The sequence below is a fragment of the Pseudomonas frederiksbergensis genome, assembly GCF_000802155.2.
In the GTDB taxonomy this organism is placed as follows: Bacteria; Pseudomonadota; Gammaproteobacteria; order Pseudomonadales; family Pseudomonadaceae; genus Aquipseudomonas; species Aquipseudomonas frederiksbergensis_A.
Genome location: NZ_JQGJ02000029.1, coordinates 26,038 through 41,102, shown reverse-complemented (window position 1 = coordinate 41,102; position 15,065 = coordinate 26,038). Strand labels below are relative to the sequence as shown.

17 protein-coding genes and 1 pseudogene are annotated in these 15,065 nt (G+C 58.3%); 1 reads left to right on the top strand and 17 read right to left on the bottom strand.

The window, feature by feature from the left end:
* Positions 1 to 243 precede the first annotated feature (243 nt).
* Positions 244 to 1,272, top strand: coding sequence for an IS30 family transposase (locus JZ00_RS27940; RefSeq protein ID WP_039594452.1), 1,029 nt, complete (start codon positions 244 to 246; stop codon positions 1,270 to 1,272).
* Here the strand turns inward: JZ00_RS27940 and JZ00_RS31310 are convergent.
* From JZ00_RS31310 to JZ00_RS27855, 17 genes and pseudogenes are all read right to left on the bottom strand, one after another.
* Positions 1,238 to 2,899: an NACHT domain-containing protein gene (locus JZ00_RS31310; RefSeq protein WP_200900502.1), complete on the bottom strand. Its 1,662-nt coding sequence runs from the start codon at positions 2,897 to 2,899 to the stop codon at positions 1,238 to 1,240. The two genes, JZ00_RS27940 and JZ00_RS31310, sit on opposite strands and share 35 nt — an antisense overlap.
* A 279-nt stretch (positions 2,900 to 3,178) precedes the next feature.
* Positions 3,179 to 4,225: a recombinase RecA gene (gene recA / locus JZ00_RS27930; RefSeq protein WP_034048552.1), complete on the bottom strand. Its 1,047-nt coding sequence runs from the start codon at positions 4,223 to 4,225 to the stop codon at positions 3,179 to 3,181.
* Positions 4,226 to 4,349: 124 nt separating this feature from the next.
* Positions 4,350 to 4,847: pseudogene (locus JZ00_RS27925) on the bottom strand (ATPase domain-containing protein); the annotation flags it as partial.
* Between the two features lie 83 nt (positions 4,848 to 4,930).
* Entirely contained in the window at positions 4,931 to 5,431 is a 501-nt protein-coding gene (locus JZ00_RS27920) for a CinA family protein (RefSeq protein ID WP_039594451.1), read from the bottom strand.
* A gap of 71 nt (positions 5,432 to 5,502) precedes the next feature.
* Positions 5,503 to 6,039, bottom strand: a complete 537-nt coding sequence (locus JZ00_RS32185; RefSeq protein WP_039594450.1) for a lysis system i-spanin subunit Rz — start codon at positions 6,037 to 6,039, stop codon at positions 5,503 to 5,505.
* Positions 6,021 to 6,584, bottom strand: a complete 564-nt coding sequence (locus tag JZ00_RS27910) for a glycoside hydrolase family 19 protein (protein WP_039594449.1) — start codon at positions 6,582 to 6,584, stop codon at positions 6,021 to 6,023. The genes JZ00_RS32185 and JZ00_RS27910 overlap by 19 nt, the downstream gene beginning before the upstream one ends.
* Positions 6,585 to 6,608: 24 nt before the next feature.
* On the bottom strand, positions 6,609 to 7,055 hold the full coding sequence (locus tag JZ00_RS27905; protein WP_039594448.1) for a phage tail assembly chaperone: 447 nt from the start codon (positions 7,053 to 7,055) through the stop codon (positions 6,609 to 6,611).
* Entirely contained in the window at positions 7,056 to 7,952 is an 897-nt protein-coding gene (locus tag JZ00_RS27900; RefSeq protein ID WP_039594447.1) for a gp53-like domain-containing protein, read from the bottom strand.
* Between the two features lie 111 nt (positions 7,953 to 8,063).
* Positions 8,064 to 8,624: a tail fiber assembly protein gene (locus tag JZ00_RS27895; RefSeq protein WP_039594458.1), complete on the bottom strand. Its 561-nt coding sequence runs from the start codon at positions 8,622 to 8,624 to the stop codon at positions 8,064 to 8,066.
* A gap of 7 nt (positions 8,625 to 8,631) precedes the next feature.
* Complete coding sequence (locus JZ00_RS27890) at positions 8,632 to 9,732, bottom strand: phage tail protein (protein WP_039594446.1); 1,101 nt, start codon at positions 9,730 to 9,732, stop codon at positions 8,632 to 8,634.
* A gap of 27 nt (positions 9,733 to 9,759) precedes the next feature.
* A complete protein-coding gene (locus tag JZ00_RS27885) occupies positions 9,760 to 10,269 on the bottom strand; it encodes a hypothetical protein (RefSeq protein ID WP_039594445.1) in 510 nt (169 codons plus the stop codon).
* Positions 10,266 to 11,435, bottom strand: coding sequence for a hypothetical protein (locus JZ00_RS27880; RefSeq protein ID WP_039594444.1), 1,170 nt, complete (start codon positions 11,433 to 11,435; stop codon positions 10,266 to 10,268). The genes JZ00_RS27885 and JZ00_RS27880 overlap by 4 nt, the downstream gene beginning before the upstream one ends.
* A gap of 11 nt (positions 11,436 to 11,446) precedes the next feature.
* Positions 11,447 to 12,046, bottom strand: coding sequence for a YmfQ family protein (locus tag JZ00_RS27875; protein ID WP_024617650.1), 600 nt, complete (start codon positions 12,044 to 12,046; stop codon positions 11,447 to 11,449).
* Positions 12,034 to 13,074, bottom strand: coding sequence for a baseplate J/gp47 family protein (locus JZ00_RS27870; RefSeq protein ID WP_039594443.1), 1,041 nt, complete (start codon positions 13,072 to 13,074; stop codon positions 12,034 to 12,036). Before JZ00_RS27870 ends, JZ00_RS27875 begins: the two co-directional genes overlap by 13 nt.
* Complete coding sequence (locus tag JZ00_RS27865) at positions 13,064 to 13,462, bottom strand: phage GP46 family protein (protein WP_039594442.1); 399 nt, start codon at positions 13,460 to 13,462, stop codon at positions 13,064 to 13,066. Before JZ00_RS27865 ends, JZ00_RS27870 begins: the two co-directional genes overlap by 11 nt.
* The gene (locus JZ00_RS27860; protein ID WP_039594441.1) at positions 13,462 to 13,971 is read right to left on the bottom strand and encodes a phage baseplate assembly protein V; all 510 of its coding nucleotides are present in this window, start codon (positions 13,969 to 13,971) and stop codon (positions 13,462 to 13,464) included. Before JZ00_RS27860 ends, JZ00_RS27865 begins: the two co-directional genes overlap by 1 nt.
* Positions 13,972 to 14,023: 52 nt before the next feature.
* Positions 14,024 to 15,064: a phage baseplate assembly protein gene (locus JZ00_RS27855; protein ID WP_039594440.1), complete on the bottom strand. Its 1,041-nt coding sequence runs from the start codon at positions 15,062 to 15,064 to the stop codon at positions 14,024 to 14,026.
* Between the last annotated feature and the right edge of the window lies 1 nt (position 15,065).

Sequence of the window (15,065 nt, the reverse complement as noted above, 5' to 3'; positions counted from 1 at the left end):
ATCATCAGCATCGCACACGAAGCTGTGCTGAGCGTCCTTGATGAGCTGAAGGTCTGAGCCATCAACGTTGGCAATGATGCCAGCTGAATTACCCTCTTCGTTTTAAGCCCGCCTTCAAGCGGGCTTTTTTTGTTTCAAGGGTATGGGCGGTCGAAAGCGTATTGGAGCTTCTTTGCTCAGGTATGAACGGCGGCCGCGAAAACTGAGTGCAACACCTGACCTTTCCGGTACGGTGCTGCCCCTATGTCCTATTCCGAACTCAGCGTCGAAGAGCGCGCCATCATTCAACTCAGTCAAGCTCAAGGCTTCAGCCTGCGCGGCATTGCTCGCCTGATTGACAGGTCGCCCTCGACCGTCAGCCGAGAGCTGAAGCGCAATCGAGGCAGTAGTGGTGCTTACTCGGCCCGCTGCGCCCAGCAACAGATGAACATTCGGCGCCAGGTTTGTCGCCCCAAGCGCAAGCTTGTGCCGGGCAGCGAGCGCTTCGAACTGGTGGCCCACATGCTGCGTAAGCGTTTGTCTCCCGAGCAGATTGCCGGCAAGCTGCGCAGCATGACCATACCCAACCTCAGAGATGCCTACGTCTGTCGTGAGACGATCTATAACGCGATCTATGCCTTGCCGGTCGGCGAGTTGCGCAAGGAGCTGATCGTCTGCCTGCGCCAAGGCAAGACGACGCGCCGGCCGCGCTCTGGTGGCGTGGATCGGCGCGGCCAGATCCCTGAGATGGTCAGCATTCATGTTCGCCCGCCAGAGATCGAAGACCGGCTGATGCCGGGGCATTGGGAGGGCGACCTGATCAAGGGTAAGGCCAACGCCTCGTCGGTAGGCACGTTGGTGGAGCGCACCAGTGGCTACCTGATGCTGATGAAGATGAACGACGCAACGGCGACCTCGGCGATGGAGGGCTTCAGTGCAGCGCTCAACAGCATGCCGCTGGCGATGCGCAAGAGCATGACCTACGACCAGGGCCGGGAGATGGCGCGGCATGCTGAAATCACCCAGCAGACAGGGGTCGCTATTTACTTCTGCGACCCGCACAGCCCCTGGCAGCGCGGTAGCAACGAAAACATCAACGGCCTGATCCGCCAGTACCTGCCCAAGGGGACTGACTTGTCGGTACACAGTCAAGAGCAATTGAATGCCATCGCCTTGGAGCTGAATATGCGCCCCCGTAAACGCTTCGATTTCAAGTGCCCGATCGAAGTCATGGGCGAGGTGATGCAGGAAGCCATGGCTATGCGGCATCATGCTCCAGCTTCAAATCAATAACCGTGTTGCACTCAGCTTCTGCAACCGCCAACTTTCTAGTTCCGACTAGACCTTTCGGGAACCACTTTTGATTTGCTTTCTTGAGCGCTATACATGCACTCCTCAGAAACAACGGATTGACGAACTCTACTGCTAGCCATGGAGTATCTGACTGCGAAATCCCTCGCTTACCGAGGTACATCCTTGCTGCTCTAGCCTGCTCGTAAGATGTTACAAACCCGCGCACTTCGACTGCTGCAACCCATTGCTCGACCGACCCAGGTACAACATAGGCCTTGTATTCCGTCCTGCAGCTGAAGACAACGACCAAGTTTGGAAATTTTTCCACCCTTGCGATAAAGCCGGCTAGCTCATGCCGCCACAGTTTATATCCTGGCCCTTCATTTATAGCGTCGATCAAAATCAAGCCGCGACGCTTCGAGGCTTCAGCGGACGCGCTGAGCGCCTGAAGGAACGTATCAGGAATCGCGCCTGTGACACCAACCCGCCGCATTATTTGATTCCATATATCATCTTTAGTGAGCTGTTGCCCAAGAATCAAAATAGCAGAAGTACCAGTGTTAATTGCTTCCTCAGCAATACGGCCTAATAAATGCGACTTGCCACTTCCGGCTTTCCCGTACAAGAGTATGCTTTTTCTTGTCTCGGACGCGACATCTCGCCTCCTGAGGAAACCTCTCAATGCTCTGATGGCGCTTGCTAAGGCCTCAAGCTTCGATTCATTTTGTGAGCCATCTCGACTGGTGCGCCATAAACGAATATTGAGTTGGTTCACTGCATCGAGGACTTGATCTGTTACTTCAAGCGTATCTCTAACAGGCCATACACGCCATGGATCATCATCAAAGCGCGACTGAAGCTGAAGTAATCTCCCTATACCGCTTTCAATAAAATCAATAGATTCTTGATCGGTCTCGCCCACCTTGACTTGCACGTCACCAATGCCACCTACAGCCGAGATAGCACCGAAAATGTCGCTGACCTCTTGAATTATTTCGGCACTTCGAAGTTTTACCTTGAACAGCCGCTCCGATGAGACTTCAACATGATCATCGGAATGATACCTTTCTTCGAGCGATGTGACCGCGATCTCCAAGTTATCAGCGAACCATTGGGCGGAAAATTCAACATCCCCGAACCAATATCTTCTTAGCCCGTCAGCAGAAGGTTGAATCAGCCGATCACTCAACTCAAATGCCGTCCAGGGCACGAATTGCACAAATCGGCCCTCCGGTACGAGCGCCTCCCATTTGGCCTTTCTAGCTGTCCAGTTATCCCAGCCAGTTTTACCGTTGACTTGCTTACCAGTCCTGTCGGTCAAGTCACATGGCAAGGCCACTACGTACTCTGTCAGATTGGGATGAGTCTTAAGCGCCTGCTGCACAGAGTCATCCAAGTTGGCCCAGTTGATCTCGCTCGACTTTAGATAGTATTTGGCTTGATAGCCAATCTCAGAACCGCCTGGAAGCACCCAATAGGCTTCAATCCCACCATCCCCACCTGAACCGTGCACTCGTCTGAACTCAGCGCCAGCGGCCTGAGGCTCACGCCGAGCTAACTGGCAAACGAGTTCCTCAAAGGCCAGATGCTTACCTGAGTCCTTGCCCCTGATGCGTGCGTAGTCCATGGATGTGTCCGTTACGAAAGCCGATTATGGTGATGGCAGATCGCCTAGGACGAGTGTATCCGTTTTGGATTGTGGTGGGGGAAAGCTGTTTTGATCACAAAAGAATTCGATGGGGATTTTTTAGAGTCAAGCTGGGCGAGAGGCGAACGGTAGTTCACCTTGAAGGGGGAGATATTGAGTTTTACACGAAATAAAAAGCCTAGCTGGGGAGCTAGGCTTTATGGGGAACAGCAACTTAACTAGCGACTACCTGCAGCGACCTGGAGGTGCTGTGAGGTATCAATAGTCGTCAGCTGGCTCTTCCAGAGCTGCGAGATTGGCAGAGGTTTCAGTCTGAGGCTTAGACATCAACTTGTCGCGAATCATACCTTCCAGCTTGTCCATGGTAGGCTTGTTTTCCAGCAGCCACTTCATGGTATTGGCCTTACCTTGACCAATCTTGTTGCCTTCGAAGGAGTACCAGGCGCCAGACTTTTCAACGAAGTTATTGGAAACTGCCAGGTCAACGATCTCGCCGGCTTTGCTGATACCTTGGCCGTAAACGATCTGGAACTCGGCTTGCCTGAATGGAGCAGCAACTTTGTTCTTGACCACTTTAACGCGGGTTTCGCTACCAACCACCTCGTCGCCTTCCTTGACCGCACCGGTACGGCGGATGTCCAGACGTACCGAAGCGTAGAACTTCAGGGCGTTACCACCGGTGGTGGTTTCCGGGCTGCCGAACATCACGCCGATCTTCATACGGATCTGGTTAATGAAGATACACATAGTGTTGGAGTTCTTCAGGTTACCAGTGATCTTCCTCATCGCCTGCGACATCATTCGGGCGGCAAGGCCAACATGGGAGTCCCCGATCTCACCTTCAATTTCAGCTTTCGGAACAAGAGCAGCTACGGAGTCGACGACAATAACGTTGACCGCACCCGAACGAGTCAGAATGTCTACGATCTCAAGTGCCTGTTCGCCAGTGTCAGGCTGCGAGCACAGAAGATCATCGATATTCACACCAAGTTTGGCGGCATAGATTGGATCAAGGGCGTGCTCAGCATCGACGAATGCACAGGTCAAACCTTGACGCTGAGCTTCAGCAATGACGGAAAGAGTCAGGGTAGTTTTACCGGAAGACTCTGGGCCGTAGATTTCAACAATACGACCACGCGGCAGACCGCCCACGCCCAGAGCGATGTCAAGGCCCAGAGAACCGGTCGAGACAACATCGATATCCATTGTGCGGTCGGAGCCGAGCCGCATGATGGCACCCTTACCAAACTGCTTCTCGATCTGAGAAAGAGCCATTTCCAACGCTTTGTTTTTTGCCTGATCCATTCTCGTCGACCACTCAAATTAGGATTAATCGAATATTGCTGATTAGCTTAGGGCGTATCCCTTGTGAGGGAAGGGATACCTCCTAAGTGAACCAAAACTATGCTGCGATTCCGAATACTGCATACTGGAGGCCCACGTGCATGTCGCCCATTTCACCTTCGATTTCAGCCTTCGGCACCAATGCCGCCACGGAGTCGACGATGATCACGTCAACCGCGTTGGAACGCACCAGCATGTCGGTGATTTCCAGGGCTTGTTCGCCGGTGTCCGGCTGGGAAACCAGCAGGTCGTCGACGTTGACACCCAGTTTGCCGGCGTATTCCGGGTCCAGGGCGTGTTCAGCGTCGACGAAGGCGCAGGTCGCGCCGGCTTTCTGGGCCTGGGCGATCACGGACAGGGTCAGCGTGGTTTTACCGGAGGATTCAGGACCGTAGATTTCAACAATACGACCTTTTGGCAAGCCGCCGATGCCAAGCGCGATGTCCAGGCCCAGGGAGCCGGTGGAGATGGAAGGAATAGCCTGGCGGTCCTGATCGCCCATACGCATTACGGCACCCTTGCCGAATTGACGTTCGATCTGACCCAAGGCCGCAGCCAAGGCTTTCTTCTTGTTGTCGTCCATTAAAGTCCTCACGTAATCAATAAGGCCTGGCGGCCAACACCTGTATAAGTAGCCAGTATTATTCCACAGCGATCAGGGATCGCCTACCCCTGATTTGAGATTTCTGCGGTGGCATGTTGTAACAGCCCGTCTAGCGCGGCCTTCACCGTTTGTCGGCGGACCTCGTCGCGGTTGCCCGGAAAGAATCGCTGCTCACTAAATACCGCCTCGCCAACGCCCCAGGCGAGCCACACGGTGCCCACCGGCTTGGTCGGCGAGCCCCCGTCCGGCCCGGCCACGCCGCTGACCGCCACGGCAAAGCGCGCCAGGCTTTGTCGCTGGGCGCCCCGCACCATGGCCTCCACCACCTCGCGACTGACCGCACCGACTTTTTCGAACAGCTCGCCGGGCACACCCAACTGCTGGGTCTTCTGGCGATTGGAATACGTGACGAAACCGGCCTCGAACCAGGCCGAACTCCCCGGTATCCGGGTGATCGCCTCGGCAATTCCGCCACCGGTGCAGGACTCGGCGGTGGTGACATGGGCATTGAGCAATTGCAAGCGCCTGCCCAGTTCAGCGGCCAACTCGGTAATGTCGTCCATGATGCTCTCCTGATTCGACGCGACTGGCGCCTACCGTACACGAGCATTCGAAGCATGCAAGGCTCGGCGGATTACTGGCGTAGGGCCCTCACATAGGCCTGGCAGGCCTGCAAGGCGATCAGTCCGCGGTCACCCTCGTCGGTGATGGCGATAATTCGTTGAGCATGCGCCGGGTCAAGTCGGGCGCGTGGGGCGCCATGATCCACGCCGCCGGTGCGGGGGGCGGCAGGCACTGCACAACCGGCGGCAACATCGTCGGCGTCGAGGAGGACTGACAGCCGGACATCGGCAGTAGCAAGGCGATCGCGCAGGCGATCCTGGTCACGTTGGGCATCGCTCAGGGCTCGGTAATGGGTTTGTTCACTGCTGGAGAGTTGTTTTTCCAGGACCAGGCGTTTGTCCTGCTCGACCTTCTGCTGCACCGCAGCCGCCTGGGTGATTTGATTCAGGGTTTCGGCCTGGGCCTGTGCGAGCCGGGCCATTTGCTGAGCGTAACGCCAGTCCTGGAACCGCCACGCAAGCAGCGCCGGACCGCCGGCCAGCAGCCCGAGCAACACGACAACGCCCACGGCACGTGACGAAAAAGGCATCATGCCGAAGGTTGGCATAACACCGCCTTCGCCCGCGCCCAGAGTTGCAGGCGATCCTCCAAGCCGTTCAAGCCGCCGTTGATACGGCGGGTGATGCTGTTGAACTGGTCACGGTCGGCCAGTTCGTTCAAGCCACCCTGCTCCCAGAACCAGGCGGCAGACTCGGTGGCCCATTGCGGTTGCTCCAGCAGCTGCGGCAACGCCAGCAGGCGTTCGTCACCGAACAACCCCTGACTGCAACGCAGGTAATTGTCGCGGCCGGTAATCTGGATCAATCCCCGACCGCGATACCTTTGGCCGTCACCGTCGGCCTCGGGCGAGTTGCCCAGGCGAACGGCCAAGGTTCCGGTGTCGTATTTGCTCAGGTATTGCTCGCTGCCCAACTCCCGCACATAGCGCAATTGCCCGGACTCATGACCGACCTGGGCGAGGAATGCAGCCATGCGCTTGGGTGTGTCGATGCGATGGCGCGACATGGCGGTGTTCAACGCAGGAATAAAAACGCCCGCTTGGGCGCGGGCGTTGGGCATGATGTTGATGAGTTGCTGTTGGGTAAGGTCCATGTTCAGGTCATCGCAGGTACATGATCAAAGCTGTCCGACCAGCCAGGGCGGCGTGACCGGACGATATTCAATGGTTGGAAAATGCTCATCTTGGGGCCAGTCCCTCAGCGCCCGGCGATAAGCCTGGAGTTGCGTGTACTGCGTCTGATCCAGCGTCGTACCGCCGCCGTCGTCCATTTCGTCGCGATCCCTTGCGATGAGGCGGTCGGTTGCTGTGAGCTGGGCGTTACGCCACGCATATTCGTTTTCCGATGCATGGGCCTGTGTCAGAGCGGGAGGATCGACGAGAATCGGATAACCATTGTCGGGGTTGGCTGCAACACGCTTGGGCGAAACTGCGAGTTGCTGAAGAAGCGAGAGCCAGTAAGCCTTGGGAATTTCAATCACATCACCGGGAATATCGGAATGATTGATGCTGGGAACATACGCTCCGCAAGTGCTTGGACTGAACAATAAGGTAAGTTCATTCATTTAATAACCCTTCGCAAAGTATGTAATGCCCCAACCTGCTCCCAGGTGTCCCAGATGGTCTCGGGCCTTCAGGCGCACGCCTTGCCGGGTTGCGGTTCCACCCACCATTATCACCGTGGCTATATCACCGCCTACATGGTTCGCGACAACCGACACAAAGGCGTTGGGAAATGAAATAGGAAAAGTAACGAACACTTCCCCATTGGCATCTGTTACGCCGTAACCCCACTGATCGATGTTTCCACTTGCGTACCTTTGGTAACCCGGATTGCCCAACTGGCCTGAAAACATTGAGGTGTATTTCAAAAGGACGGTGCCGCCTATCAACCGCCATTGATTGTCCAGTTTGACGAATTCCGCCGTTTCACCACGGCCCAACTCAATGGGGCCGAGCGCTGAGGACGAGGGCCCTAGCGTATCGGTAGGCGAGGCTGCCGATACGTTCACAACAGCCCCTACGTTGATCAATGTAAGTGTCGCCCCATGCAGGATTCCCGCTGTACTGGGCAGCGTGACGTTGATTGCCGTAGTGCTGGCAAAACTGACGGCTGCGCCAATATGGGTTTGTGTCAGCGCCGTACTGACCGCATAAGCAAAAAAGCCGGAATACTGAACGCCACTGCGTTTTACAAACTCCGTGGTAGCCACGGATCTATCATTATCAAACTGGGGAGCGGTGGTGAATAATCCGCTGCTACGCAAAGCCGTCAACAGCTGGTTATCCAATTGTTCCGACGGCGTTAGTCCTGCTGCTTGAATGACACTCAGCAACTCCTGCGTCACACCATTGCCCCAACTGGCGGGAATCAGGGAGCCTGGCGTACCTGCCCTGGGATCTTCGTCCACGAACCTGCCGTTAGACAAACCCGCACTGGGTATGCTTTTTGGGTAATCCAATTTTTATTTCCATATTGGCCGGCGATCAAAATGAAGGCGATATAGAGCCTCACCGTTAATGCGCAGTGGCACGATAAATTAAGAAAGTTTTGATGTTCTGCCGTGGGTTGCTTAAGCGGCCGGCTCGGGCATGACAGGCCAGATGATATCGGTAGGAAAACCGGCCTGATGCTGGATGCGATTCAATTCAACGCTATAGAGTTTCCACTCCATGAGCGCCAGTTGTTCCTGGTCGCTGGCGTCGCCGATGTCTTCGGCGTATTGCAAAGGAGCAATCCTTTGAACGGCCTCACGCAGTAATTTATCGCGTTTTGCCAAGGCTTCCCGTTTGAGATCAGCCCGCTGTTGCGCCTCATCAAATACCCACATATTCTCTCGCCACACATGGTAACTACCCGGCCAGGGTTCGGCTGTGTAGGTATCTGGCAACTCACCGAACTCGGTCCACTCCAGAAGAGCGCCGTTGTCCTTGCGATACACCAAGCCACGCCAGTCCACCATTTCTCTCGGAACTCCGTTCACCATGACCCAGGAATGATGCTCTTGGGCCGGGGGTAGTTCAAAGGAAAGTTGAATGCCGTTGCCGGGGATCTGAATGCCCATCCCAGGGGTCACGGAAAGCTCTACCGGCCCCGATAGCACACCGGCTGCGTCAAACAGATAAATAAACATGGTCACCTCAGATCAATTTGATTCGGGCGGGATAGGCGATATTCCTGGGACGGGTTTCAGTGCCGAAACTCCCGATATTGCCTACCATCTCCGGGCCGGAAAAGAACAATGGATTGGGATAAGTCGTACCGACTATCCCTGTTGCAGGCGCGGCATTGACGTCACGGGTGACGTCCCAAGACGCATCAGCAATAGCAGGACCAGGGCGGTTAGCACTGCCCGAGCTGGTGGGCAAATAATGGTTGTGGCTTTCAAGGGCATACATCTGTCTGCTGCCCGCCGAACGGTCAATATCTACGCCTCGGGCTTCGTCCAACACGCGCAAGAACTCGCCGCGAATATCAGGAATCCGGAACGTGGTGGCGCCATCACCGCTCGTCCACGCGCCTTCATTTCCCGACCTGCTGGCTTCGTTCACTAACGCACCGGACAATTGCGCGTAATCCCACAACCACGGCCAATCACTACGCACCAGCAAATTTCCATTCAGCACCGCATACCCACCGGGAATGACCTGACGCGTGCACTCAAAGGAAATACGCCCCAAGGCCGTCGCATCGAACCGCCCCACCGGCCACCAAACCCCAGCTTCATCACTGCGCAGATGCCACCAGTCACCCCCGCCCATCAGCACCAGAAACGGATAGCCATTGGCCGCCAAATGGGTATGAAAGCGAATTCTGTCGCTACCGGAGGCCCGTACTGTCAAACGGTTACCGCTGTTATCCACACGCCGCACAATCACATCACGAATGCCAAGTGCCGCATTGGCCGCAGGAAGCGTCACTGTGTTCGCACCAGCACTGGCATCAATCAGCACAAGCCCCAGCTCGTCGGGCGCCAACGATTTAGAAGCCGTTAACCGCGTCACCACCGACCGCATCGGGCTGCTACGCCCGAGAATAGCCTGCAACGCCTTGATCAACTGGCCGGTGTCCGCTTCAGACGGTGTGATGCCAGCGGCGGAGATCACGCCCAGGATCTCCTGGGTGACGCTATTGCCCCAGACCGCCGGAATCAGCGATCCGGGCGTGCCCGCCAGCGGATTTTCATCCACGAACCGCCCGTTCACCAGCCCGACGCTGGGAACACTTTTCGGATAATCCATGTTTTGTTTCTCTCTATGAGACTGTGCTTAAATCTGAAGGGGAAATGCTCGGATGGTCGCAAGCACATCATCAGCGACTTGAGCCGCAAGATCGGCCTTGCCCTTGGCCATGTGCGCACGAATCTGTGCCTTGGCTTTAAGGCGCAGCTCGCGAAGCGCCACCAGGTTCGCGTCGAATTCAGCGGCCTTGGCGAGGATTTGATCCGCCGCCTGCCTAGCTGTACGCCCTTTGACGATCCAAGCGGAAACCGACAACGGCACCGCTTTTTTCGGGTAGCCCTGGTCCTTGAAGGCCTGCGCCTCCAGGGCGGCTTGTTGGTACTCCAAGGCACGCAGGGGATCACCGGCCAACGTGCGACGGGCATGGTCGGCAGCGGCATCTACCCTGGTGCACAGGCGTTCGGCTTCCTGATGCAACTGCTCGGCAGCATTCTCTTCGCAAAGCACCCAGGTATCGTCCATCCAGATATGAGCGGAGGAAGGCGCAGGCGGACGAAGTCCATCTTCGTACTGGTGCAGCTCTTGAATGACTTTCATCGGATCAGCTCCCAGGACAGGTGGACATTGACTGCGTTGGTAAAATTGATGCCGATGCCGACGCTGTAATCGGTCAACGCCTGGTGCTCTTTGATCCCCATGCTCAATAGCAATTCGTCGCTCTCGGCATTGGTTGCGCCCAGCGTGTGCTCGGCCTGGTATGACTGCCAAAGCGAACGCAGTTGTGTGTGGTCAAAACTGGCCGTGACCGTGGAAACTGTTACATCATTGACAACGTTACTGGAGAACAGCATGCAAGTTCCCAATATCGCAGCTTCGGGGTTTGCCCACCCCACGGCATTGTTGGCAGGAGTTGACGCGGCGGGCGTCAGACAAGTGTAGTTGCCTCCAACCCATCCGGTTTTAACAAAGATTAGCGAAGTCACAGTGTTCGAAACAGGCGTCGGATTACCCGCTACCAGCCGCGCCGCACGCGCATGTGGATCCAGCGGCAGATAAACCACCCCCGTTCCATTCACCGTTTGCGTCCAGCTCAACTGAGCACGGTTATAGATCGTACGAATCGTCGGCAACGAGCCCGGCGCCCCAGTTATTACCCAGGCCAGGCACATATCCAGCGGCGTGGACGCAAACCCGCCACCGGATGCACCGTTGACGGTGCCCTTCATGGACTCCGGTGCCGGGTCATACAAACTTCCACGCTGCATATAGAACGTCAGCGCATCACCGATCACCTGCGCTCTTAGAAAATAGCTGGCGCTGGGCAACAAATCGGCGCTGCTCCAAGCCGTCGTCATGAAGGTTCGTGATCGGCCCAAGCGTCCGCTCACCACCTCTTGCCCGATACTGATATATACGCCCGCCGGAATCGAGACACGCCCGCCGCTGGTTGAGAGCGCCGTTGGTGTGACGGCCATACGCGCGTCGGGTGTGGCAATCGTTGGCAGCGGCAACGCTGCGATCGGCAGCGCCAGATCCTGGTTCCAGCCCTTGGCGGTGACCGACTGGATCGCCGCGAGCAATTGATCATTTCTGGTTTCATCTGGCGTCAGGTCTCCCGCCTTGATGACGTTCACGATCTCCTGCGTCACCCCATTTCCCCAATCCGCCGGAATCAAAGATCCCGGCGTCCCGGTCAATGGGTTTTCATCAACGAACTTCCCATTCACCAACCCGGCGCTGGGCACACTCTTTGGATAATCCATCCGTCTACTCCCTAGTCATAATTGATGTGGACCTTGGTATGCGCCGGTGCACTGCGGTGGATCAGGCATTCCAAGGCCGAGCCAGGGTTGACGCCAAACCGTTCGCCCCAGTAGCTGGCGCCAAAGCGCCGACCCAGCAGTAGGCGGCCGCCGGTGTTGAGGGTCCACATGAATTGCGCCTGCCAAGTGCCGAAATGCGCCTCGCCGAAACGTGCGCGGCCCATGCGGGGCGCCTTGAGTTCGGTGATTGTTGCGTTGGGATAACCCTGGCTCTTGGCGATTTCCACGTAATAGGCAATGGCCTGGCTGCCCACCGCCAACAACCGCCGACGCACCGCCAGGCGACGATCGTCATACAGCGGCGTAGCGCCAAGACACGGATCCGGCAGATTCATCACCCGCTCCCAGTCCGGCACCAGCTCACTCACCCCCGCCGGGTCCATTTCGTTGAGCAAGTCGGCGGCTCGGGCGTCGAGGCGGGCCAGTTCCTGGGCGATGCCTTGCAGCACTTCGTCCAGTTCCGGCACGCGCTCGGGGTCCCAGGCCGGGCCGCTGGGCAGCAGGCTGCGCAGTTGGGCCTGGTACTGTTCGGCGGTTCTTATGCCAGCCATGTGCAGCCTCCGAACGTCAGCAACTGGTTGCTGGCGGCAACGACGTCGGCGACCGGCGCGCTGAGTTTGTGGTCGGTTTCGCCAGTGGCGCTGCTGATGGCTTCGGCGATATGACTCAGCAACAGCGTTTCGCCGAGGCCGGCTTCGCGGTTATGCAAGTCACGCAGTTGGGCTTCGATGGCGGCCCGCACGGCGCTGGTGTCAGGGGTGATGCGCAGGCGGTAGTTCACCGGCACTTGCGTTGGCGCCAGCACATGGAGCTCGGCGGTCACCGGACGCAAGGGCTCGATATAGGCCCGCACCTCTTTCAGTTGCTCGGCGTTGGGAATCGGTTGCGGATCGTCGTCGCGCATCACGAACAGGCCGACGGTGCCCGGCCCCAGGTAGCTGCCACGGCACCAGGCGCGGGTGATGCCCGGGCATTCCAGGGCCCAGGTTTCATAGTCCTGGGCCGAACCGCCATGGGGAATGACGCGATAGGAACGGATCACCCTGGCCCGCAGGGATTCAAGACTTTCCCGGGCAACACCGCCGGTCAACCCTGGCGCCAGCACGGTGAAGCTGCTGCCGATGCCCAGCAACGGCTGCACGGGCGTCAACACCAGGCCGGCATCGGCATTGCCCACGCTACCGGCGTCCAGGGCCGCGATGTCGGCGGTGTTCAGGCCAGCGCTGGTGGTGCGGGCGGTGGTCACTTTATACGTACGGCCATCGCTCGATTGCAGCAGCGTGTCGACGTCCAGCACTCTGCCTGCCGTAGCGGTGAAGCTGACACTGCCCGTGGCCACCTGGGCGGCCTTGCGCGCCTGGTTCAGGCGCAGGGCGGCGATGCGTTCCAGGGTGGACTTATCGGCCTTGTCCGGCAGGATCTGCTCGGCGATCCAATCCAGGTAGCCATACAGGCCATAGGCAGCGCCGCCAAGGGTGCGGGCCAGCACTTGGGCATCGGACTGGCGCAGCGAATCGCTGGCCAGGTCGCTTTGGGCGCGTTTGATCAGCACCGGCAGCGAAGGGGTTTCAAACGGCATAGGTCACCTGCCAACTGTGGTCGGGGTTGATGTCCAGGCGCTCGCCGTCAGCCAGGGTCAGGACCGTGCGCAGGTTCAGGCGCTGGGCGTCGAGGCGTTCGCTGATGATGTCGATAGCGCTGCAATGCCCGTCGTCGATCAGCCATTGCAGGGCTTCGTGGGCGTAGAACTCAGCGTCGAGTTGGGTCTGGCGGGTCAACTTGACCCTTCGCAACAGCCACAGTCGCGAGCCGATGCGGTCGTCGGCAACGGTGGGAAAGGTGTCGCCCCACCAGCCGAAACGCTCCTCGTCATCGACGGCATCGTCATCAGCGGCGCGGCGCCAAGTGAACAGGCTGATCAGCACCGAACGGGTCAGCGCGGCGTGCAGGTTCTGGCTGATGAACATCATTGGCCTCCCGCCGGCGCGCCGGTCTGGCCGGTGCCGGCCTGTACGCCGACATGCACGTGTTTGATCTGGCTGATCCCGCCGGCGACCTGATCGCCCTGGGAGACGATCTTGCCGGTGTGGTTGATGACCGGGCTGTCGATGTTCACCGAGCTGCTGGCGCGGATGTTCAGGGTGGCGGTCTGGATGTCGATGACCCGGCCGCGCTTGAAATGGAGTTTGTCGCCTTCATCGGTGTAGAGGGCCACTTCGCCCGGGGCCAGGGCCTGGAGACGGAAGCGGCGGTCGGCGACCACCAGGACCACGGCATGGGAACGATCGCCCCCCAGGAACGTGGCGATGCCTTCGGCGCCGGCCAGTGGGTTGCTGGTGAAACCGTAGGGTTCGAAGTGCTCCATGTCGTCGTTCACTTCGCCGGCGGTGAGGCGCATTTGCAGCGATTGCAACTTGGTGGCCGAGTGGGCGAGCACGACAGTGCCGCGCGCCAGGAGGCGGGTCAGTAGGCTCATTGGGGTTTTCCTTCGGAATCAGGTTTAACAGCAGGACACGGTGAACGCAGGCTCACGCCTTCGGCGGCACCGGGTTCGCGTCGAACGTATGGGGCGGCGCAACTTGCAGGGTGGTGACGGAGCCTTGTGCCGACAGTGAGTAGGTCACTTTGGAAATCAGCATGTCGCCATCGAACCCCAATACCGGATCGATCACTCGCACCAAGGTGTTGTGCCGCCACAAATCGCCGTTGGCCTGGCGCCAGCCTTGCACGCGATAGGTGGTGGCCAGGGCCCTGCCGCTGCGGATGGCGCTTTCCCAATCGGCCCGTTGCTGGGCGAGTTCGAAGGTCAATTGCGCTGCTTCGCTGATCACCGTGACCCGCTTGCGCTTGAAGCCCAGATCGGTAGCGGTGCCCGCGACTTCGCTCACCGCCGCCCCGCTCTGCTCGTCGTTGCCCTTGTGCTGGCCGATGACTCGGTATTCGGAGAACACCTGGCTGTAATCCATCGGTGCGTTGCCCGACAGGATGTTCTTGCCCAACTCCAACACATCACTGGCCCGACCACCGCTGCCGGGCTTGGCCAACAGCACACGCCCTTGGGCATCGTCGGTGGAGAACACGCGGAACAACGTCAGCAATCGGTCGATGGACTGAAAGACCGTTTCCCCCGGCACGATACTGTGTTCGCTCAGCCGCGCGGTTTCGGGGATCTCACTGACCACACCCACGCCATATTGCGCCGCCAAGGCCTGGACGATGCTCAGCAGCGTTTGCCCGCGCCATTGGCTCGGGCGATTGATGGCCGCGCAGTCCACCAGGTCCTGGGTTTTCGAGCCACCTTCAATGCTCAGGCTGATCTGCCGGCCGTCATAGCTGACCGGTGCCTTGAACACATAGCCGCTGAGGACCAGGTCGGCACCGATGCGCACCTGGCATTCATCGCCCGGACGGATCGGCACCGCTTGGGTCTGCCCCGGCCACTGCCAGGTGATGTCCAGTTTGAAGGTGCGGAATTGGCGCTCCAGGTCCGCACTGATTTCCACGCTTTTCCAGCCGCCGTAATCCAGCCCGCCGACAGTCAGCGAGACGGCATTATCGAGCTCATCCATG